The organism is Aerococcus sanguinicola (assembly GCF_008726925.1).
Taxonomy (GTDB): domain Bacteria; phylum Bacillota; class Bacilli; order Lactobacillales; family Aerococcaceae; genus Aerococcus.
Genome location: NZ_VYWO01000004.1, coordinates 169,335 through 190,986, shown reverse-complemented (window position 1 = coordinate 190,986; position 21,652 = coordinate 169,335). Strand labels below are relative to the sequence as shown.

At 48.6% G+C, this 21,652-nt stretch carries 21 protein-coding genes; 17 read left to right on the top strand and 4 right to left on the bottom strand.

All coding sequences use genetic code 11. From position 1 onward, the window contains the following. Positions 1-2: 2 nt before the first annotated feature. From F6I03_RS07245 to F6I03_RS07200, 10 genes are all read left to right on the top strand, one after another. A complete protein-coding gene (locus F6I03_RS07245; RefSeq protein WP_070431455.1) occupies positions 3-1,091 on the top strand; it encodes a D-alanine--D-alanine ligase in 1,089 nt (362 codons plus the stop codon). 10 nt (positions 1,092-1,101) lie between these two features. Beyond that, on the top strand, positions 1,102-2,532 hold the full coding sequence (locus tag F6I03_RS07240) for a UDP-N-acetylmuramoyl-tripeptide--D-alanyl-D-alanine ligase (RefSeq protein ID WP_070431454.1): 1,431 nt from the start codon (positions 1,102-1,104) through the stop codon (positions 2,530-2,532). A 139-nt stretch (positions 2,533-2,671) separates the two neighbouring features. Further along, positions 2,672-4,153 carry a DEAD/DEAH box helicase gene (locus tag F6I03_RS07235; RefSeq protein ID WP_070431453.1) on the top strand — a complete coding sequence of 494 codons (1,482 nt, stop codon included), beginning with the start codon at positions 2,672-2,674 and terminating at the stop codon, positions 4,151-4,153. A gap of 12 nt (positions 4,154-4,165) precedes the next feature. Further along, entirely contained in the window at positions 4,166-4,534 is a 369-nt protein-coding gene (acpS, locus tag F6I03_RS07230) for a holo-ACP synthase (RefSeq protein WP_070431452.1), read from the top strand. A gap of 203 nt (positions 4,535-4,737) precedes the next feature. Further along, complete coding sequence (locus tag F6I03_RS07225; RefSeq protein WP_070431451.1) at positions 4,738-5,880, top strand: ABC transporter ATP-binding protein; 1,143 nt, start codon at positions 4,738-4,740, stop codon at positions 5,878-5,880. Continuing rightward, positions 5,880-6,527, top strand: a complete 648-nt coding sequence (locus F6I03_RS07220; RefSeq protein WP_070431450.1) for an ABC transporter permease — start codon at positions 5,880-5,882, stop codon at positions 6,525-6,527. The genes F6I03_RS07225 and F6I03_RS07220 overlap by 1 nt, the downstream gene beginning before the upstream one ends. Further along, positions 6,520-7,482, top strand: coding sequence for an osmoprotectant ABC transporter substrate-binding protein (locus tag F6I03_RS07215; RefSeq protein ID WP_070431449.1), 963 nt, complete (start codon positions 6,520-6,522; stop codon positions 7,480-7,482). Before F6I03_RS07220 ends, F6I03_RS07215 begins: the two co-directional genes overlap by 8 nt. A 1-nt stretch (position 7,483) precedes the next feature. Continuing rightward, complete coding sequence (locus F6I03_RS07210) at positions 7,484-8,146, top strand: ABC transporter permease (protein WP_083290616.1); 663 nt, start codon at positions 7,484-7,486, stop codon at positions 8,144-8,146. A gap of 8 nt (positions 8,147-8,154) precedes the next feature. After that, the gene (locus F6I03_RS07205; RefSeq protein WP_070431448.1) at positions 8,155-8,775 is read left to right on the top strand and encodes a DUF2179 domain-containing protein; all 621 of its coding nucleotides are present in this window, start codon (positions 8,155-8,157) and stop codon (positions 8,773-8,775) included. 145 nt (positions 8,776-8,920) lie between these two features. Continuing rightward, on the top strand, positions 8,921-9,427 hold the full coding sequence (locus F6I03_RS07200) for a QueT transporter family protein (RefSeq protein WP_070431447.1): 507 nt from the start codon (positions 8,921-8,923) through the stop codon (positions 9,425-9,427). Positions 9,428-9,521: 94 nt separating this feature from the next. Here F6I03_RS07200 and F6I03_RS07195 read toward each other — a convergent pair whose 3' ends face one another. From F6I03_RS07195 to F6I03_RS07180, 4 genes are all read right to left on the bottom strand, one after another. Beyond that, entirely contained in the window at positions 9,522-10,400 is an 879-nt protein-coding gene (locus tag F6I03_RS07195) for a MetQ/NlpA family ABC transporter substrate-binding protein (protein WP_168160482.1), read from the bottom strand. 237 nt (positions 10,401-10,637) lie between these two features. Next, a complete protein-coding gene (locus tag F6I03_RS07190) occupies positions 10,638-12,017 on the bottom strand; it encodes an MFS transporter (protein ID WP_210383797.1) in 1,380 nt (459 codons plus the stop codon). A gap of 368 nt (positions 12,018-12,385) precedes the next feature. Continuing rightward, positions 12,386-13,762 (bottom strand): MFS transporter, encoded by a 1,377-nt coding sequence (locus F6I03_RS07185; RefSeq protein ID WP_083290615.1) that lies wholly within the window; start codon positions 13,760-13,762, stop codon positions 12,386-12,388. 622 nt (positions 13,763-14,384) lie between these two features. Then, on the bottom strand, positions 14,385-14,621 hold the full coding sequence (locus F6I03_RS07180; RefSeq protein WP_070431445.1) for a DUF896 domain-containing protein: 237 nt from the start codon (positions 14,619-14,621) through the stop codon (positions 14,385-14,387). A 143-nt stretch (positions 14,622-14,764) separates the two neighbouring features. On the opposite strand from F6I03_RS07180, the gene F6I03_RS07175 reads away from it, so the two are divergent. The 7 genes from F6I03_RS07175 to tsaD all read left to right on the top strand — a co-directional run bounded on the left by F6I03_RS07175 (position 14,765) and on the right by tsaD (position 21,573). Then, positions 14,765-16,204 (top strand): biotin/lipoyl-binding protein, encoded by a 1,440-nt coding sequence (locus tag F6I03_RS07175; RefSeq protein WP_070431444.1) that lies wholly within the window; start codon positions 14,765-14,767, stop codon positions 16,202-16,204. A 12-nt stretch (positions 16,205-16,216) separates the two neighbouring features. Beyond that, positions 16,217-17,008: an ABC transporter ATP-binding protein gene (locus F6I03_RS07170; RefSeq protein ID WP_070431443.1), complete on the top strand. Its 792-nt coding sequence runs from the start codon at positions 16,217-16,219 to the stop codon at positions 17,006-17,008. Next, positions 17,009-18,229, top strand: coding sequence for an ABC transporter permease (locus F6I03_RS07165; RefSeq protein ID WP_150983094.1), 1,221 nt, complete (start codon positions 17,009-17,011; stop codon positions 18,227-18,229). A gap of 577 nt (positions 18,230-18,806) precedes the next feature. Further along, positions 18,807-19,541 carry a tRNA (adenosine(37)-N6)-threonylcarbamoyltransferase complex dimerization subunit type 1 TsaB gene (gene tsaB / locus F6I03_RS07160; protein ID WP_070431441.1) on the top strand — a complete coding sequence of 245 codons (735 nt, stop codon included), beginning with the start codon at positions 18,807-18,809 and terminating at the stop codon, positions 19,539-19,541. Beyond that, positions 19,507-20,112 (top strand): ribosomal protein S18-alanine N-acetyltransferase, encoded by a 606-nt coding sequence (gene rimI, locus F6I03_RS07155; protein ID WP_168163694.1) that lies wholly within the window; start codon positions 19,507-19,509, stop codon positions 20,110-20,112. Before tsaB ends, rimI (F6I03_RS07155) begins: the two co-directional genes overlap by 35 nt. Continuing rightward, positions 20,105-20,539 (top strand): ribosomal protein S18-alanine N-acetyltransferase, encoded by a 435-nt coding sequence (gene rimI, locus F6I03_RS07150; protein ID WP_070431439.1) that lies wholly within the window; start codon positions 20,105-20,107, stop codon positions 20,537-20,539. Before rimI (F6I03_RS07155) ends, rimI (F6I03_RS07150) begins: the two co-directional genes overlap by 8 nt. A 17-nt stretch (positions 20,540-20,556) precedes the next feature. Then, positions 20,557-21,573 carry a tRNA (adenosine(37)-N6)-threonylcarbamoyltransferase complex transferase subunit TsaD gene (gene tsaD / locus F6I03_RS07145; RefSeq protein ID WP_070431438.1) on the top strand — a complete coding sequence of 339 codons (1,017 nt, stop codon included), beginning with the start codon at positions 20,557-20,559 and terminating at the stop codon, positions 21,571-21,573. Positions 21,574-21,652: the final 79 nt, after the last annotated feature.

Genomic DNA, 21,652 nt, shown 5'->3' with positions numbered 1-21,652 from the left:
TTATGAGAATTGTACTACTTTATGGTGGGGACAGCGCGGAACATGATATATCTGTTCTAACCGCTGCTTCCATCCTCAAACATTTGGATTATAGCAAGCACCAAGTCCAGCCCGTCTTTATTGACCGGGAGGGGCAGTGGATTGCTGGGGAACTGCTTGAAGACTACCGGCTCAGTGAGGATAGCATCCTCTACCTGGAAGCCAGTGACCAACAACACTTCTACCGGCAAGGCGAAGCTGACATTTCCCAGGGCTTAGCCGTGGTCCCAACCGATGTACTGACTGAGGGCTGCTTAGCTTTTCCTGCGCTGCATGGACCGAATGGGGAAGATGGTACAATCCAAGGCCTCTTTGAAAGCCTGAATGTTCCTTATACAGGGGCGGGAGTCCTGGCCTCAGCTGCTGGGATGGATAAGATCATCTCCAAGCAACTCTTCCAACAGGCTCAGATTCCTCAAGTGCCTTTTGTCGCCTTGACGAGCTATCAATATGAGACGGAACGCAGCGAAGTGATTGCCCGTATTGAGGGACAGTTGGTTTATCCGGTCTTTATTAAGCCAGCCAATATGGGATCCAGTGTCGGGATTACCCAAGCCCCAGACCGCGAAGCCTTGCTCCAAGGCTTAGAAACAGCCTTCCGCTATGATACCCGGGTTGTGGTTGAGCAAGGCATTGAAGCCCGAGAAATTGAAGTGGCTGTCCTAGGCAATGAAGAAATCCATGTCAGCCAACCGGGTGAAATTGTGAAGGACCAAGGCTTCTATGATTACGAAGAGAAGTACATTAATAACAGCATTGAGATGGCCATTCCAGCTGACCTGCCAGAGGAAAGCGCCCAGGCCATCCAAGACTATGCCAAGAAAGCATACCTAGCTATTGATGGATCGGGTCTCACCCGCTGTGACTTCTTTGTGACCCACAATATGGATATCTATATCAATGAGGTCAACACCATGCCCGGCTTCACCCAATTCAGTATGTATCCTTCTCTATGGGCGGCTTCAGGACTGACTTATGAGGCCCTCCTTGAGAAATTATTAGAGCTCGCCCAAGAGCGCTTCAATAAGAAACAAGGACTAGCCAACCAATAGGATGTGTGTCATGAAAAAATTAGCCTTAAATGAAATTGCTCGAGCTGTTCAGGGCGAACTCCAAGCCGAAGATTTAGAGACGCCCTTGATCCAGCATGTTGTTTTTGATGCCAGACAGGCCCAACCGGGAAGTCTCTTTGTTCCCTTGATGGGGCAGCGGGATGGGCATGACTTCGCCCAACAAGCTCTTGATAATGGGGCAGTTGCTGCTTTCTGGTCCAAGGATCCCGCCCAGGCTCCTGCCGGTTTGGCCCTGATCCAGGTGGCAGATACCCTGGCTGCCCTCCAGGATCTGGCGGCCTATTACCTGTCCCTTGTCCAACCCAAGCTGGTGGCCATTACCGGGTCATCGGGTAAGACGACGACTAAGGATATGACGGCTGCCTGTCTAGCCGTTGCCTACCGGGTTCATAAGACCCAGGGCAATTACAATAACGAAATTGGGGTGCCCATTACCATCCTAGAGATGCCCGAAACAACGGAAGTCCTGGTCTTGGAGATGGGGATGAGTAACTTCGGTGAAATTCATGACCTCTCCCTCCTGGCCAAGCCCGACCTCGCTGTGATCACGATGATTGGCGAGGACCACCTGGAATTCTTGAAGACCAAGGCCAATATTGCCAAGGCTAAGCTAGAAATTCTAGATGGCCTAAAAGAGGGTGGGACCTTTATCTATCCAGGTGAGGAGGACTTGATCACTTCTCAATTAGACGACATCCGGGAAGATATTGAAACCCTCTCAGTGGGACTGACGGAAGACCAGGATGTCTATGCCCTGGATATTATTGTGGACCAGTACCAGACCCACTTTAGCAGTAACCTCTCGCCGGCTGTCCAGTTGACAATACCGGTTTCGGGCCGGTATAATGTTGTGAATGCCCTCGATGCCTGTGCCGTCTCTTACCGTTTAGGCCTATCGATTGAACAGATCCAGGAAGCCCTGGCTCATTTCCAAATGACGGCCAATCGCACGGCCTGGGTCGACGGTATCAATGAGAGTCAAGTCTTGGATGATACCTATAATGCCAGCCCTTCCGCCATGAAGGCTGTCATTAGTAACTTCGTCCAGGTCCCTCGGGCAGGGGATGCCCAGCAAGGACGCAAGCTCTATGTGCTCGCGGATATGCTAGAACTAGGCCCAGAATCTGCCCAGCTCCATGCCAGTGTAGCTGATGCCTTGACCCTCCAAGACCAGGACCAAGTTCTACTCTATGGTTTGGAGATGCAGGCCCTCTATGAGCGTCTCTTAGCTGCTGGCCAAGCCCGCCCCGACCAAGTCCATTATTTCAAAGAAGATAAAGGGGCGCTGGTTGCCTGGTTAGAAGACCAGACCCGCCACTATGACCAGATTCTGGTGAAAGGAAGCCATGGCATGGGCCTTCTGGAAGTCGTGGACGCCCTTCGCCGCAAAGATACCGATAACCAAGCTAAAGAAGATTAGGTTAGCAGCCTCTGTCTCCGCGATACAGCCCTCGACAAGCTGCCCAAAGAAAACAGTCGACTGGTCGGCTGTTTTTTTATCAAAGGGAACCGAGCCCCTTGAAGATACAATCCCTTAAGAATGAATATGGAGGAATGGAATGAAATTTAAAGAAATGGGCTTAAGCCCACAATTATTACAAGCTGTCGATAAGATGGGCTTTGAAGAAGCTACACCGATTCAGGCAGAAACAATTCCCTATGCCTTAAAAGGCCGGGACGTTCTCGGTCAGGCCCAGACTGGGACAGGGAAGACGGCCGCTTTTGGCCTTCCCCTCTTGGAGAAAATCGACCCCCACTACAAAGAAATCCAAGCCCTGGTCATCTCGCCGACGCGGGAACTAGCGATTCAAACCGGCCAGGAACTCTACCAATTAGGAGAAGAAAAACGGGTCCAATGCCTGACCGTCTATGGGGGGAGCTCCATCCAGCGGCAGTTGCGCCAACTGGAGAAGAAACGGCAAGTGATCGTGGGAACACCTGGCCGCCTGCTCGATTTAATTCGCAGGGGTAAGTTAGACTTATCCCACATCCAGACTCTGGTCCTCGATGAAGCCGATGAAATGCTTAACATGGGCTTTATCGACGATATTGAAGCCATTATTGCTAAGACACCGGCAGACCGGCAGACCCTGCTTTTCTCAGCGACTATGCCCAAGGCCATCCAGCGCATCGGGGAGCAATTCATGCAAGACCCGATCCAAGTGAAGATTAAGGCCCAGGAAATGACGGCAGACCTCATCGACCAATACTTTACCCGTTGTCGGGAGAGCGAGAAGTTTGATGTTCTGACCCGCTTCATCGATGTCCAAGACCCTGTCCTAGCGATTGTCTTTGCACGGACCAAGCGCCGGGTAGATGAGATTTCTCGTGCCTTGATTGAACGGGGCTATACGGCAGAAGGCCTTCATGGGGACTTGAACCAGGACAAACGCTCCCTGCTCCTCCGTCAATTCAAGGAGGAAAAGTTAGACATCCTAGTGGCGACGGATGTGGCTGCCCGGGGTCTAGATATCAGTAATGTGACCCATGTCTATAACTTTGATATTCCTTTAGATCCCGATAGTTATGTCCACCGGATTGGTCGGACGGGTCGGGCTGGACGCCAGGGGGTTTCTGTCACCTTTGTTGGGCCCAATGAACTGGGTTACTTGCGGACCATTGAAGACTTGACCAAGAAAAAGATGATGCCCCTGCGTCCACCATCGGCAAAGGAGGCCTTCAGTGGTCGGATCAACCAGGCCCTTGAAGAAGTGAAGAAACTAACGGAAGAGGCCGATCCTTCTTATTATCAAGAAGCCATTGACTACCTGTCAGCCCACTATAGCACCGACCAATTGGCCCTCGCTGTCCTCAGCAGCTTGACCAAGGACCCTAATGAAGTAGAAGTTCGGATTACGCCCGAACGGACCCAGCGGAAGAAATCAGGGGGACGCAAGCATCGGGGCTCTAAGCGGGGACACAATAAGTCGCGCAACAAGTCTTACGATAAGAAGGGCAAGAAATCTAAGCAAGGGGGCAAAGACCGCCAAAATGGCAAGAAACGTGGCTCGCGCCATAAAGCATCCTTTGATATTCGTTAGGAGGGAAGCTTGATGATTATTGGAATTGGCACGGACCTGGTCGAAATCAAGCGGATTGACCAAGCCAGGGAGAAGCAGGGGGACCGCTTCGTCCACCGGGTCCTGACAGCAGAAGAATTGGCGTGCTACCAAGGCTTTAGCTCGCCTAAGCGGCAAGCAGAATTCCTAGCGGGACGCTGGGCAGCCAAGGAAGCCTGTGCCAAGGCTTGGGGAAGCGGGATATCTAAGCAACTTTCCTTCCAGGACATGTGCATCTTGTCAAATAAAAGTGGTCAACCTCAGCTATTTTGTTTGAAAATCCCCTATGCCATCCACCTGTCGATTAGCCACACAGACCGTTATGCCAGTGCTTATGTCATTATTGAGCAGCCTGACCACTAAGTTCAATAAAAAACAATTATTGTTTATCGCAAGAGAGAAAAAATAACGTATCGAAAGCCTTAACTGAATAGGATTCGATGCGTTATTTTATTATGATTAATAAAAACTAAAACAAAAGATGCGGGCTTAAGCTGCCCGATTAGTCGTATTTTCCGCTTAGTTTGTTACAATAAAACTAAGAAAAAACGGAAGGGACCGAAAATATGATTGAATTTAAGAATGTCAGTAAGGTGTACCCAGGCAATGTTCACGCCTTGAAAGATGCGAATTTAACCATCCAAGACGGGGAATTTGTTTGTTTTATCGGAACCTCGGGGAGCGGAAAGACCACTGCTCTGCGGATGATCAACCGTATGCACGATCCATCAGAAGGGGAGATCTTAATTGATGGCAAGGCCACAACGTCCATGAATGCGGTCGATATGCGCCGCAAGATTGGTTATGTGATCCAACGCATTGGCCTCATGCCCCATATGACCGTTTATGAAAATATTGTCACCGTGCCCCGGCTCTTAAAGTGGGACGAGGACCGCTGTCGGACGGAGGCTGAGAAGTTGATGAAGCGGGTAGAGCTTCCCCTAGACTACTTGGACCGTTATCCGAGCGAGTTATCGGGTGGCCAGCAGCAGCGGATTGGGGTTATCCGAGCCCTTGTCGCCAATCCTAAAATTGTCTTGATGGATGAACCGTTTGGGGCCTTGGACCCGATTACTCGGGATGCCCTGCAAGAACTCGTTAAAGAGCTCCAGCGTGAATACCATAATACCTTTATCTTTGTGACCCACGATATGGATGAAGCCATGAACCTGGCCGACCGGGTAGCCATCTGGGACAAGGGGAAGCTCCTCCAGTATGATACACCGGAAGAGATCTTACGCCATCCAGCTGACGACTATGTGAAGAACTTCCTAGGAGAAGACCGGCTCTTTGAAGCCAAGACCCAGTATATCCAGGTTAAAGATATTATGAATGATAAGCCCCTGTCGATTAGCATGGGCCAGTCCCTGAGCGATGCCCTAACGCTCATGCGGGATAGCCATGTCGACAGTCTCTTCGTTGTGGATGACCGTCAGCGCTTGAAGGGGCAAATCAGTATCGAAAATATTATGAATGCCAAGGATATGGAGACCAGTGTGAGCGATGAAATGGTCAGACGCCAGGGCGTTCAAGAAGATGCTCTCGTCCAAGATACTATCCAGCGTATCCTCAAAGCCAAAGTGCAAAATGTGGCTGTCGTGAACCGCACGGGCCAGTTAACGGGTATTGTGACCCGGTCCAACCTGGTCAATATTGTCTACGAAGTGATCTGGGGCGAGACAAAAGCAATTGAAGGAGTTGAGATCTAATGGCAAACTTCCTAGCTGAAAACGGCCAAGAACTCATTAACTTAACTATCCAACACTTGCTCTTGTCCGTAGTTTCCCTCGCCTTGGGGATCTTGGTTGCAGTGCCTCTGGGCATCCTTCTGTCCCAGCACCCCAAGATTGCAGGGGGTGTGATTAGTGTCGTCGGGGTTCTCCAGACGATTCCAACCTTGGCCCTCTTGGCCTTGATGATCCCCATCTTTGGGGTGGGACGCTTGCCATCGATTGTGGCTCTATTTATCTATTCCCTCCTCCCCATCCTCCGCAATACCTATCTAGGGATGACCTCCGTAGATCCAGACCTCTTAGATGCGGCTAAGGGCATGGGCTTGACCGCTTGGCAGGTGATTAAGGATGTCCAATTGCCTCTCGCCATGCCGGTCATTATGGCGGGCATCCGCTTGTCGACCGTCTATGTCATTGCTTGGGCGACCCTAGCGGCTTATATCGGAGGCGGAGGCCTAGGTGAGATGATCTTTAATGGCCTCAACCTCTACAAGCCAGACTTAATTATTGGGGGCACGATTCCAGTTACCCTGATTGCGATTCTGGCTGACCTATTGATGAATTACTTAGAGAAAGTGACCCAACCACGGACGACATCGAAAGGAGCTGGTGAGGATGCGTAAATGGCTGAAGACTGTCTTCACCTTGGGCTTGAGCCTCTTCTTGCTTGCAGGCTGTAGTCTACCAGGACTCGGGGCCTCCACTTCCGAAGACGAAATTGTGATTACGGGTGGTATGTCAACCGAGATGCAGATCCTAGCCTATATTGTTGAAGGCATGTCCAACCACTACATTGATGTGCCGACCAAGGTGATTTCCAACCTGGGATCCTCCTCCCTCAACCACCAGGCCTTGATGAAGGATGATGCCAATGTGTCCGCTGTCCGTTATACGGGGACATCCGTAACGGGCGAATTAGGTATGGATGCTATCACCGATCCTGAAAAAGCAGCAGAAACGGTTGTCAAGGGCTTCGACCGGGAGTTCGACCAGAAATGGTACCCAACTTATGGCTTCGCAAACACCTATGCCTTCATGGTTAGCCGTGATAAGGCCGAAGAATTGGGCCTAGAAAAGGTCTCGGACCTGGCCCAATATGCCCCTGATTTGAAGGCGGGGGTGGACTCTTCTTGGCTGAGCCGGGAAGGGGACGGCTATGAGGACTTTAAACGGATTTATGGCTTTGACTTCGGGCAGACCCTGCCCATGTCGATTGGCTTAACCTATTCGGCAGTCGCTAATGATGAAGTGGATGTCATCTTAGGCTATTCAACGGATGGGCGGATTATTTCTGAAGACCTCTTTGTCCTAGAGGATGATAAGCAGCTCTTCCCACCCTATGATGCGAGCCCGGTTGCGACCCACCATATTCTAGAGGTTCATCCAGAATTAGATAAGGTCTTGCACAAGTTAGAAGGAACGATCGACGAAGAAACCATGCAGAAATTAAACTACCGTGCAGATAATTATCTTTTGGAGCCGAAAGTGGTTGCCGATGACTGGCTAAAGGCGCATAATTACTTTGAAGATAAAGCGCCTGAACTCAAACCGCTTGAAGCAAGTGTGGGGGGTGACTAAGATGACAGATATGACACAATTAAGCCTCTTGGAACAATTGGCGGTTTATTACCAAGAAAACCTGAGCTATGTGATCGGACAATTTGGCCAACATTTCTTAATGGCTATCTATGGCGTCTTATTCGCTTGTCTGCTTGCCATTCCACTCGGCTTCTATATTGCCCGCCACCATCGTTTGGCAGACTGGGTGCTTGGCTTAGCCAACCTCATCCAAACTGTTCCTTCCTTAGCTATGCTGTCGGTTCTCATGCTGGCTATGGGCCTAGGGAGTAACTTGGTGGTTTTGACCATCTTTCTCTATTCCTTACTGCCAATTCTTCGCAATACCTATACGGGTGTCCGTAATGTAGATGCTGATATTATTGACGTAGGGATTGGGATGGGGATGACTAAGTTTCAGATTGTCTACAAAGTCGAGCTTCCCCTCGCCATGTCGGTGATTATGGGGGGCGTCCGCAATGCCTTCATTACCGGGATTGGGATTGCCACCATCGGCACCTTCGTGGGGGCAGGCGGCCTGGGCGATATTCTCTTCCGCGGGGTTAACGCCTCGGACGGGACCAGTATTATCTTGGCCGCTGTTATTCCCATTGCCCTGATGTCAATTGTGGCGGACTGGGGCCTCGGCCGTATTGAAAAGAGACTCGATCCGAGTCAAAGATAGGAGCTACCATGGATTACCACTTATTAATCAAAATATTTAGCATTAACTTAGTTTATATCATGCTAAATACCATGCGTCTATTGCTGTCGATGCGAGGCTACCGCTTTCCGGCATCCTTTCTGGCAGTGATTGAAATTACCATCTACGCCATTGGCTTATCGATGGTGATGCAGTACTTAGACCAACCAGCCTACTTGCTGGCCTATGCCCTAGGTTTTGGGGTAGGCATTTACTGCGGGATGCTCTTAGAAGATCGGATTGCTCTGGGTTATGCGGTGATCCAAATCTTCATTGCCAGTGACAACCATGCTCTGGCTGAAGAATTGCGGAACCGCGGCTATGGGGTGACGGTCCAGTCGGGCTATGGTCGTGATGGCGACCGCTTAATCCTGACTATCCTGACGCCGCGGTCAACGGAGCGCAAGCTCTGTCGGACGATTGAAGAGATCGACGACCGGGCCTTCTATATATCTTATGATGCCAAGTACATCCATGGCGGTTTCTGGACCAAACGAGTAACCAAGCTGCGTGTCCAACGTGCCCATGAGGCTTTAGAAGACCAAGAACCCTTGGATCCGCGCACGGAAAGGGTTAGTGAAGACGAATTTGTTAACGATGAGAACAAGTAGAGCCAAAGCTTGTGATCAGAGATAGAGGTTGGGACAAAAGTTCCCGCCTCTTTTTTTACCCTTGTCAAATGCTATAAATTTAGCTATGATAAGTTTTGTGTTGTTCGAAACCCGCCAACAATAAAAAACTATGGGAGGAATTATAATGCAAAGTAAACACAATCAAGCACTGGTGATTAATGCGCTATTAGCTGCGCTCTATGTTGCCATTTATTTTGTGGCCCCGCAGTTCGCTTATGGGCCCATCCAGTTCCGTTTGTCAGAAGGACTCAACCATCTGAATGTCTACCACAAGAACTACAAGTGGGGCGTCGTCTTGGGCGTCTTCTTGTCGAATTTTTATGGCTTTATGACGGGCCTAGGCTGGTATGATATTGTTTTTGGGACAGCCCATACCCTGGTCAGCTTCTTTTTATGTGACTGGGTCTACCGTTATTTAAAGTCCGACAAGCAGAAATTGGCTGCTACGACTTTAATTTTTTCAACGATGATTTTTATTATTGCTTTTGAGCTCAACTTAGCTTTTGACCTGCCTTTCTGGGCGACCTACGCTTCCTTATTTGTGAGCGAAGTGATTATTCTAGCCCTGACGGCTCCTTTGATTTACCTGGTCAACCAACGTTTGAACCTGGCTAAAATTTTTGAAAGATAAGTATAAAAAATGCAAAAGACACGCTGGCTGGGCGTGTCTTTTGCATTTTTGGAGATGCTGCGCGAGGCAAGGGTGCGCAGGTAAAGGGAAGCACTTATTTTTTGCTTTGGACGAAGTCATCGTAGTCCTTTGTCGCTTGGTCATGGTCTGACCAGGCAGGGACATAGGTGCCATTGGAAACCGTCTTGATGAAGTCTGCAGTTTCCTGGCTTTGAAATTCGTCGACGACTTTCTTTAGGAGGGGGTCATCGGCTCGGTCGCGCTGGGACACGATACAAACCTTGTAAATATTAGGTGTGGTTTTGGGGTCTTCGATATAGATCGCCTGGTCTTGGCTGATACCGGCATCTTGGGCCCCTGAAGCACCTGTAATCATGAGATCCGCATCGGCCAGGCTACGCGCAATGCCGTCTCCCTTCATCAGGATGAATTGAATATTCTTAGGGTTCTCGGCAATATCGTCTAGGGTCTTTTGGCCTGGCGTGTCCTTTAGTTTAATCAAACCAGCGCGCTCGATTTCTAGGAGGCTGTGGTCCAGGTTGACCGGATCATCGGGAATGGTGAACTTGGCATCCTGGGGCACGTCAGCAACGGACTGGACCTCGGGATTGGAGCTGTAGATGCCGATAGGTGGGATGTAGGAGTAGCCGATAGGAATCAGGTCTGTCTTATGGGATTGGTTGAATTCAGCGAGAAAAGGGATGTATTGGAAGACGTTGAGGTCAATATCATTTTCAGCCACCGCCATGTTGGGTTGCACCCAGTCTGCAATCAGCTTAACTTCTAAATCAATGCCTTCCTTGTCTTTGAGCCGGCGGGCGGTATCCTGCCAGACTTCCTGGCTGAGTTGGTTCGAAACAGCTAGGCTGACCTTCTTATTCTCGCTTTCTGCAGGCTTGCCCTGTTGGCCACAAGCGGCCAGGAAGAGGGCTAGGATAGCCAGGCTCCAGATTAACAGCTTCTTTCTTTTCATCACCATCGACCTTTCTTGTCATTATCTTTATGCTTTATAGTTTAAGCCCTTTCACAGGTCGCTTCAAGCTTTTGCCGGCTAATCAATAAGGGCTAATTAAGTAAAAAGGGATAAAATCAAGCTTTATTGGGTGAACAAAACAAAAATTGTTTATATAAAAGAACAAAATGTGTATGTATTGCTGCAAGAAAAAGCTGCGCCAGTTAAGGGCGCAGCTTGAAGTGATAGGGCTTAGTTTTACCGGCGTTCGGCTAGGATAGCAGCGTTCTCTTCGACCTGTTTCTTATTCAATGGGTAGAGGAAGAAGAGGGAGACAGCTAGCAAGATAGCTCCTACTGCTGGAGCAAGGCAAGTGATGTTGTAGATGCCTTGGGTCACTGCAGGGTCGAAGGCAGTTGCTGTCGAATAACCAACTAGGGTTAAGAGCCAACCTGCTAGACCAGATGAAGCTGCTTGGCCCATCTTCCGGGCGAAGGAGTAGACCGAATAAATCATCCCGTCTGACCGTTCATTGGTTTGGACTTCTGTATGGTCGATAACGTCAGTGATCATAGCCCAGGTAATCAGCATGAAGCAGCCAATCCCAGAATAAGCTAAACCATAGAAGGCAACAAAGACCCAGGCATTTGAAATTTGTAGGAAATAGGCAAGAATCAATACCACAGCGGTAAAGATGGCGGCACAGATTCCCAATTCTTTACGGCCTAGTTTGCTGGAGAGTTGGACCACAAAGGTTGATAAGATCAGTGTGGCGGCAGAGCCAACAAAGGTTGCAGCAGCTTGGGCTTGGGTATTGCCGAAATAGTTAGGGAAGACGTAAGGAAGCATCGCGCTCAAGGTTAATTGGGTAAGGAGTAAGCAGATTGAAGAAACAACGATCCCAATCAAGGCTTTATTAGAAGCTAATTGCTTAACCATATCTTTGAAGTCAAAGCGTTCTGTCTTTTGTTCGATTTTGACCCGTTCTGTTGTCATCTTATAGCAGAGGGCATAGCAGACAACGGCGAGAATGGAACAAACCCCTGCGGCAATCGTCATCCGAGTACCTGAGAGGACTTGGGCACCACTGCTATCATTGTAGTAGACAACCAGTGGTAGGACCACCCCGATAAAGGTTTGGGCCAGGGTAGCGCCAATGGTCCGCCAGGTGGATAATTCAGCCCGGTGTTTAGGATCTGCCGAAATTGCAGAGGCCATCGAACCAAATGGGATATTGATCGACGTATAGAAGACAGAGCCCCATAGGATATAAGTAAAGATCATCCAGCCGATCTTGAACCACATTGGCATATCTTGGAACCAGCTCGCATACATGAGGAAAGAAGCTAAAGCAACTGGTCCAGCCATGCGACGGATCCAGGGTAAGAATTTGCCCACTGGAGTTGGTTTGGTCCGGTCAACAATCTGCCCCATGGTCATATCTGTGAAGGCATCCACAATCCGGGCACCGGCCATAATACCGCCGACGATCCCGCTTGAGACCCCCATAACGTCAGTGTAGAATTTCATCAAGAACATTGATGAAAGAATAAATGTAAAGTCGTTCCCGAAGTCCCCAAACATGTAGCCCAGTTTGTCGGACATCCCGAACGGCTTGGTGGCTGTTCTTTCTGCCACAATAATTCCTCCTTTAGACTTGAAATAAAAAATAAAGCATTAGTCATTATAGGGGAAAAACATTAACTTGAAAAGGAAATATGATTAAATATGTGAAATTGCCAACAAATTTAAGAAATTGAAGCTAATTAAGGTGCAATTTAAAGATTTGTTTCACATTTAATAAAAACTTTTCTGCTCCTTATGGTAAGGCTTCCAAAAAAAGATTGTGAAAAAATAAGCTATAAACAATATTGTTCATCATCTTGGAAACGCCAACAAGCCCTCCTTATCCCTAACGTAACGCTTACAAATAACAAGTAAAAAAAGCACCCTCAAGAGGAGGGTGCCTGTATCTATTGAATAGCTGCTTATTTGACTGAGATCATTTAACCGCGACGTTCAGCCAAGATAGCTGAGTTGTTTTCCACGCGTTTCTTGCTTAATGGGTAGATGATCAGCAGGGAAAGACCTGATAACAAGAAGGCAATCGCAGGAATTGAGGTAGCGGCACTGTAGATGTTATTGATGACATCTGCAGCTTGGGTTTCAGCTCCTGATTGGTAACCGATAAAGCCTAATACCCAACCTGCACTGGCTCCAGCGAAGGCTTGGCCAATCTTACGGGCGAAGGAGTAGAAGGCATAGACGGTCCCGTCATCCCGAGTATGGGTTTGAACTTCGATATCATCGATAACATCAGTAATGATCGCCCAGATAATGGCGTTGAAGACCCCAAAACCAATATACCCAATGGTAGAAATAACGATGTAAGTCCAGATGCTTTCGGTATGCATGAAGTATAAAATACCAAAGGCAGCAGAGCCAATCAAGACCCCAAGAATCCCTACTTCACGTTTCCCTAAGGCTTTAGCTAGGGATGGCGCAATCGGTGCTGCTAAGAAGAGGACAGCTAAGGGATAGATAATATTAACAGTTGCTAACATATCCGCATTTTCAAAGTAATTGGCAAAGAGGTAGTTGTTCATTTGGCCAATCCCCAACTGAGCGAAGATGAGGAAGAGGGCGGAGAAGATAATGCCCCAGAGTGAGCGGCTCTTCAAGACCTTACCAAATGTACGGAGGGTCCCCATTAGAGAGCTATCAGGGTCGGAAGGAATTTCTACCCGTTCAGTGGTCATCCGGTAGCAGAAGAAGTAGAAGACAAGCCCTAAGATGGAGAAGACCCCAGCTAGGATGGTGAAGGTAGCATCTGTTTTTACGACGTTGTTTTCAAAGATCAACAGTGGAACCGCCGCTCCGATAGCTAATTGGGCAATGGTCGCCCCAATAGTCCGGAAGGTCGATAGGCTAGCCCGATGGTCAGGGTCGGAAGTGATGGCAGAAGCCATAGAGCCGTAAGGGATGTTAATGGCTGTATAAGCGAAAGATCCCCAGAGTAAGTAAGTGATGTACATGTAGACAATCTTGAAGGTCATGGACATGTCTTGAAGACCTGTTTGGTACATCATAAAGCTGGCAAGGGTTACAGGGATCGCAATCCGGCGAATCCAAGGTTTGAACTTCCCTTCGCTAGTTTGCTTGGAGACGTCAACAATCCGGCCCATGGTGACGTCGGTGATAGCATCGACAAAGCGAGCTGCCAAGAATAAGTTTCCGACTGTAGTTGGATTAATCCCCCAAACTTCGGTATAAAAGACCATGAGGAACATACTTTGTAAGATAAAGGTCATGTCATTGGCTAAGTCCCCGAACATGTAACCGATCTTATCACGCATGCCAAATGGTTTAGCATTTGTATTCATTTTTATAATTCCTTTCTTCATAGCAAGTCTATACACTTAAAGAATAAATAATGGCAAGTGTATAAGAATAATAATATTTTCCTAAGTAAAAACTGCCTCCTTCTCAGTTGCTTAAGCGCTATCATTAATAGATAAAAGTCAATAAATAGAACTAGCTAATTGCCAGTAAGAGTATTATATAAAATTTAGTTAACAAATGAAAGCCCTTTTAGATAAAAAATACGGAAAAAACATTTCCCGTCCAGCTTTCTGGGAAGAAAAGTGGAGAAAAGGGGCTTATCGCCAACTTTTCGGGGCCCCTATCTGATAAAAATCTCATAAGATGAGAACATTATTGTCTTTTATGAGGGCTGACGACAAGGCGGAAGAAATTTGTAAACGCTTTTAAAAAAGCCCTTTCATTTTAAATCAGCTTGTGCTATAATTTTTATTGAGCAGTCGAAAGATTGCATCATCCTTTCATTTTTGTTTTTTCCTTTTTCATCTTTGCCAACTTTTTTGGCAAAGATGTTTTTTTATTCATTAGAGTGTGACAAAAGTTAATCAGCCCTGACTTTTGGAAGAGGCCTTTAAAAAATCGCCATTTAAAAAAGGCTGGACCATTGTCTCAGCCTTTTTAACTTTATGAGGGGGTGTCGCCCCGGCGTTCGGCTTGGGCGTCTTTTAATTTTTGTGGGGTGACGTCTGTCCCTTCAGGATCGACGACCTTGGTATTCATCAAGACAGAGCGGAAATTTTCCCGGAATTGTTTGAGATACTGGCTACGTAATTCTTTTTGTTCACTTAATTCGGCTTCTGTGATGGTGCCTTCTTTTTTCTTTTTGGCTAATTCATTGATCCGTGGTAGTAATTCGTCCATAGTGAGCCCTCCTTAACTAGACTTTCTTCCAATATAGTAGGTCTTCGCTTAAATTGCAATTCTTATGCTTAATAAAAAACTGATAAAAATGAACTTTCTATTATGGTAGAATAAATTCAGAAATTAAAAAAGGAAGTTGAGGGATGACGATGACCCAATCGAAGAAACTGTGGTGGGGAATTGGAGGCGGTTTGGCTGCGCTCTTAGTTCTCGGCGTACTGGTGTACAATGTTTTTTATGCAGCGAGCTTTGGCAAGGGAGATAGTGAGACAAACTATGAAACGGTCAAGGTTACAGACCAAGAACCTGTAACGGTTGACGGGAAGGCCCAGTTAAAGACGGATGATGCTTATTATTATAGTCGCGAGAAAGGCGATTTGGGAATTGTCAATGTGGCTGATGGGCAACGAGTGAACAAGGGGGATGTGCTCTTCTCCTACCAGCAAGCCGAAGCCCAGTACAAGATTGATGATACCAAACGGCAATTAAACCGTCTCTATGACCAACGCAACCGCCTGCAGAACCAGGCAGCGAGTCCCATGGCTAGTGTCAACCAGGCCCTAGTGGCGACGCCCTTGGTTTCAGGACTCGGTGTCTATACAGCAAGTCCGGTTAACCTAGCAGGGGCTGGGCTGACTTCCGGTCAAAATCCTGCCGAGGGCGATCCAAATTGTCCGCCAACAGCTGGTCAAGTCGGCCAAGCAGGGAATCCGAACCCTAACCCGAATCAAGCGGTGACGACTCCAGGGTCGGCTGGTCAAGTGGATCCGAGTCTTGGAGCCGGAGGTGTCGATCCATCTGCCTTAGAAGCTGGAGGGCAAGGAGCTGGCTTAGGAGAAGCGCCTGGAGCTGGCGCCCAAGCAGGAGTGGACGAACAAGTCCGTCAATTAAACCAACAAATTGAAGATTTAGAGATCCAACTCAACCGGGCCCAAGCTCAGACAGACAACCAAGTGAAGGCACGGACAAGTGGTAAAGTAATCTATGATGCCAAGGGAATTACAGACTCGTCTGTGCCCCTGGTGCGGATTGTAAGCGATGATATTTCCGTTACAGGAACGGTTGGCGAGTATGACTTCTACTTGCTCAAGGATGGTCGCAAAGTTGATTTGACGGTACCTGCCAGTGGCCAGAAGACAAGTGGTGAGATCATTAATTATGAGAACCTCCCTGCAGCTGGCGGAGGAGCTCCTAGTTTAGCTGGAGATGCCGGTGCGATGGCAGGGCAAGCAGCCCAAGCCGCTGGCGGCCAAGGGGGAGAGAGCCAATATCCTTTCACGGTCAAACCTAAAGATAAGATCCAGCCGGGCTTCTCAACTAAGGTGCATTTCAAATTACCTGGCTTCGTTCTTCCCAAGGAAGCTATCGTTGAAGACAAGGGCAAGTCTTATGTCTTCGTTTACCGTGATGGCAAGGTGAAAAGGGTTGAGGTTACAACTAAGCAGCAAGGCCGCCAAGAAGTGGTGACCAAGAATATTAAGGCAGGCGACCAGGTCATTAAGAATCCTGAGGGGCTCGAAGATGGTCAAGAAGTGGACCTTGCTGAAGCAGAAGCGCATGCTGAATCAGAAAATAAAGACTAGGGGGCAGAGGTCATGGTAGTTGAAAGACCAAGCCTTGGCCAGCCTTTAGGCCAGGCCGAGCCTTTATTTGAACTAAAAAATATCAATAAGTATTATGGCGAAGGTGAGAACCAGGTTCATGTTCTAAAAGACGTGAATCTCTCCGTCTATGATGGTGAGTTTATTACTGTCATGGGACCTTCTGGATCAGGGAAGTCGACGTTAATCAATGTGATTGGCTTCTTGGATAACCAATTCGAAGGGACCTATCTTTTCCATAATGAGCCGCTCAAGCAGCGGACGGACCAGGAAGTCTCCCACCTGCGGAATAGCTATGTGGGCTTTATCTTCCAGAGCTTTAACCTGATTCAGAACATGTCGGTGGCGGATAATGTGCGTCTGCCTCTTCTCTATAATGGCTTGCGGGCCAGTCAGACCCATGACCGGGTCCAAGAAGCTTTAGAGCGGGTTGGCTTGGGCGATAAGGGGCCATCGAAACCCTATGAATTATCGGGGGGCCAGCGCCAGCGGGTAGCCATTGCCCGGGCTCTGGTTAATCGGCCTAAGTTTATTATTGCTGATGAACCCACGGGGGCTCTCGATACGAAGACGTCACGCATGATTATGGATATTATTTCCTCCCTCCACCGCCAAGAGGGCGTGACCATCCTCATGGTAACCCACGATCCCACCCTCCAGGAATACGCTGACCGTCACATTACCATTGTTGACGGGGCCATTCACTCGGACGGGACAGAGATCATCATGCCCAAGGCTTACGAGCAGCTGATGGCTGGCGGGGACCCAGCGGAAGGAGGGGCTTAGATGCGCTTAAGTGAAATTCTAAAATCCTCTCTGGCCACGATGCGGATGAATGGTCGGCGCACCTTCCTGACTATGATTGGGATTGTGATCGGTATTGCAGCTGTTATTACCATTATGAGTCTAGGGAATGGTTTCCAGAAAGAAACTATGGACTCTCTCACTGATGACCAGGAAGGCCGGGTGAGCCAGAACTTACTCTTCCAACCGAGCGATCAGAACTTTGACCCTTCGCGAACCAAGGTCTATACCCCTCAAGATATTCAATTAGTGGAAGACTTCGAAGGGGTCAGTGAGGCCAAGGTAGACGACCAGGACAATGGCATGCCCACCAATGTGACGGTTAAAGTAGGCAAGGAGACAGAGTCCCAACCTGCTCGACCTTTCAAGGAAACTTCCGATGACTTGGTCGCCGGTCGTAATTTACAGACTAGCGACTCAGAAAGCTATGAGCGCAATGTCTTGATTAGCGAAAACCTAGCCAAAAAGTACTTTGGCCAAGCGGACCAGGCTGTGGATAAGAATCTGACGATTAATGGGAAGAACTTTACGGTAGTAGGGGTCTTTGCTAGTGAGGGGCCAGCAACTAATGGGAGCGCAGGGGCCTTCACCATCAGCAGCGGGCCAGAGCTTAAGATGCCAGAGAAGACCATGGAGATTTACAATCTCATTGATCGCGGGAGCTTGACCCTCAAGGTTTATTTCGACGAGGGAGCGGACTCTAAGAAGATTATGGATAATATCGTGAAGAAACTGAACGCTGAAGGAAGTAAGATGCAGAAGGGGCAGTATATGTTCTTCGATATGTCTAAGATGTTGGAAGGGGTCGGACAAACCCTGAATATGGTAACTTACTTCATTTCAGCAGTTGCCGGCATCTCCCTCCTGGTTGCGGGGGTTGGGGTGATGAATATGATGTATATCTCGGTCTCTGAACGAACCCAGGAAATCGGGATTCGGCGCTCACTCGGAGCCACCCAGTCCAATATCCAAAAGCAATTCCTCTTCGAAGGCATTGCGATCACGACGGTTGGGGGCGTCATTGGCTATATCCTAGGCATCCTTCTCGCTTATGCGATCGCCAGCTTCCTCCCATTCGGGGCCTCCGTTGACTTCGGCACCGCCTTGCTAGCTGTTCTGATTTCCGTTCTCATCGGTATTATCTTCAGCGTCTTCCCAGCTCGCGCCGCCGCCCAAAAGAACGTCGTCGATATCTTAAGATAAGGGTGTGAGGGCTAGCATTTAGCTTTCGTTCACTGGAACAAGTCACCAGATCAGTCTGAAGGACTGCGGCGGGGACTTGTGAAGTGACACGAAAGCTGCCAGACCGAACCCGACTGCCCAGGGTCAGAGCAAGACCAAATAACAAATAATTATCCAACATACAAGCTAGCAAGCAGAGCTTTTCTTGCTAGCTTGTTTTATTATTGAGGATAAGATTTTTAAACGAGCAACTTGCGAATAACGGCCCGATTAGCAAGTTGTGGCAGTTGAACTTGCGAAGACAGGTCCAATTAGCAAGTTCGTGGCTAGCTACTTGCGAACGGGGCTCTCGATAGCAAGTTCGCCTTCGCCTACTTGCGAATGGCCTCTTCAATAGCAAGTAGCCGTTGAGGAACTTGCAAACAAGGCCTCCGTTAGCAAGTTGACCACCCAGTTCTTATAGAATAAGCTGTTACCAATAGAGGATTGCTCTAAAGTTCAAACCAGCTTTTCCTAAGAGCGTGTCTGCACATTGTTCACCTTACGGATATTTGCTACAATAAGAGCTGTGAATAGTCAAATTAGAGAGGGTGCTAAGATGCGTATTTTAGCGATCGATAGTGCAACGCTATCCCTGAGCCTGGCCTTGTTGGAAGACCAGACCTTGATTAGTGAGATAACCACCAATACCAAGATTAAACATTCGACCCAGTTGCTGCCCCTAATCCAGACCATGATGGAAACGGTAGGCTGGCAGGCTGAAGACCTGGAAGGAATCCTTGTTTCCAAGGGACCAGGTTCTTATACGGGGCTGCGGATGGGAGTAACAGCAGCCAAAGTTTTGGCTTCGACCCTAGAGATTCCCCTGTATTCGGTCCCAAGTCTCTTGGCCCTGGCTGCCAATATCCGAACGCATAAGGCCTTGGTCTTACCCTTCTTCGATGCCCGCCGGCAGACAGTCTTTGCCGCCGCTTATTTGAAAGACGGAAATAGTTGGACCGCTTTAGAAGAGGTAAAGCATGGCCCCTTCTCAGACTGGCTAGCCCAGTGGGAAGACCGCCTAGATGATTATGATGCGGTTTACTTTATAAGTCCTGACCTAGCAAGTTATGAGGCAGACTTGGCGCCCATCCTATACCGGCACGACCATTGCCACTTGGCAGCGCCGGAAGACCGGCTAATCTATGCCCATAAGATGGTTCAGCTCCCGCTAGAATTAGAAGATGTGGATACCTTCTTGCCCGACTATGCCAAGTTGGCTGAGGCTGAAGAGAATTGGCGGGCGAAGAACCCCGGTCATGATGGGGACAGCTATGTTGAAAGAGCGGATTAACAGATACTTGACTTGGATGAATCATTGGTTCAGTCCAGGTAAAGAAGACCTATTGGACCGAATTGATATCCAGCAAGCTGAGCGCGTCTTGCCTTCTGGTCTAGTAGTCAGCCTGCGCTTGTCTGACCAAACTGCACTCAAACAGATGGTTGAATTGGAAAAATTAGCCTATGGTCAAGTCATGTGGCAGTTAAAGGATTTCTACCAAGACATGGTCGGCCGGTCAGATACTTGCTATCTCCAGGCTTTCATCAATGGCAGCTTGCTTGGCTTCATTGCTTGCCGGGAAGAAGCTGACCACCTGCATGTGTCTAATTTTATGGTAGATCCGACTTGGCAGGGGCAGGGCTTGGGTAGCTATTTACTCGAAGAAGCTAGACAGATTGCCCAGCAGCTTGACCTTACGCAAATCCAGCTAGAAGTCCGCCAATCGAATACAGCGGCCCAAGCTTTTTACCGGGCTCGGGGCTTTAGCCGACTGAAGACGCGGCGCTTTTATTATCATGATAACCATGAACATGCTGATTTATTGGCTTGGCGCTGGGAGGAGGGCGAGGATAAGGATGATTAAATGTTTGGAAGCAGGCTTGGGAGAAGCGATGTGGGTGGTCTTAGACGCTGCTTATCCTCAAGCTCCAACATGGACAGTTGACGCTCTGGACCACTTCCTCAGTCGGCCCCATGCCCAGGTTTTTGCTTATGAGGACCAGGGAAACTTACTGGCTCTGGCCCAGATTCAAGTTCTAGCGGGCGAGGCGGAACTCCTCAACCTGGCTGTTCTACCTGCTCATCAAAGGCAAGGCTTGGGTCAAAAACTCCTGAGCGAAGCGATTGACCAGTTGAAGAGCCAAGGGATGGAGCGGATGTTCTTGGAAGTGCGGGCGACGAATCTTCCCGCCCAGACCCTCTATCGGAAGCTAGGATTTGAACGATTAGCTATCCGTCAAAATTATTACCAGGATGGAGAAGATGCCTGGATTTATTGTTTACAGGTTTAATTAGAAAAGGTGAGAAGATGTCAGTAACCCTATTAGCAATTGAATCGAGCTGTGACGAAACAGGGGCAGCGATTATTCGTGATGGCAAGGACTGCTTGGCCAATATTGTTGCCACCCAGGTCAAAAGCCACATGCGTTTTGGTGGCGTGGTGCCGGAAATAGCGAGCCGCCACCATGTTGAACAAATTACTCAAATTGTCGATTTAGCCTTTGAAGAAGCGGGTTTAGGCTGGGAGGACATTGATGGGATTGCGGTGACCAAGGGGCCTGGTTTGGTAGGCTCGCTCTTGATCGGGATTACGGCTGCCAAGACCCTGGCCTTTGCCCATGATAAACCTTTGATTGGGGTCAACCATATTGCCGGCCATATTTATGCTAACCAGCTAGTCCAAGCCATGGACTTTCCCCTATTGTCACTGGTCGTCAGTGGGGGACATACGGAATTGATCTACATGCCCGCGGACGGGGTTTTTGAGAAGTTTGGGGATACCCGTGATGATGCCGTGGGTGAGGCCTATGATAAGGTAGGGCGCCTACTCGACTTGCCCTATCCTGGAGGTAAGAAGATGGATGAACTCGCCCAAGTCGGCCAAGATACTTATGATTATCCGCGCCCCATGCTGGATGAAGACAATTACGATTTCAGCTTTAGTGGGCTCAAGTCAGCAGTTATTAACCACCTCCACAATGCCGACCAACGCGGGGAGAAGCTTGTCAAAGAAAATGTTGCAAGTTCATTCCAAGCGGCGGCGGTGGAAGTTCTAGTGGAGAAAACTTGCCGGGCCCTGGACGACTATCCGGCCAAGCAGCTCTTAGTCGCTGGTGGGGTAGCTGCCAACAGTGGCTTACGCCAAGAACTTCAAGCGGCTCTCGCTGACCGCCACCCAGAAGTCGCCCTCTACTTCCCGCCACTTAAATATTGTGGTGATAATGCCGCGATGATTGGAGCAGCAGCCTATACCCTCTATCAGAGAGCTGAATTTGCTGACCTGAGCTTAGATGCTGTTCCAGGTTTGGATATTAGTGACTCTTAAAAAATATTAGAAATTAAAAATCCACCAGCTTCACTGATTTGATGTGAAAATGGTGGATTTTTTGTCTGTTTTTGTAGCT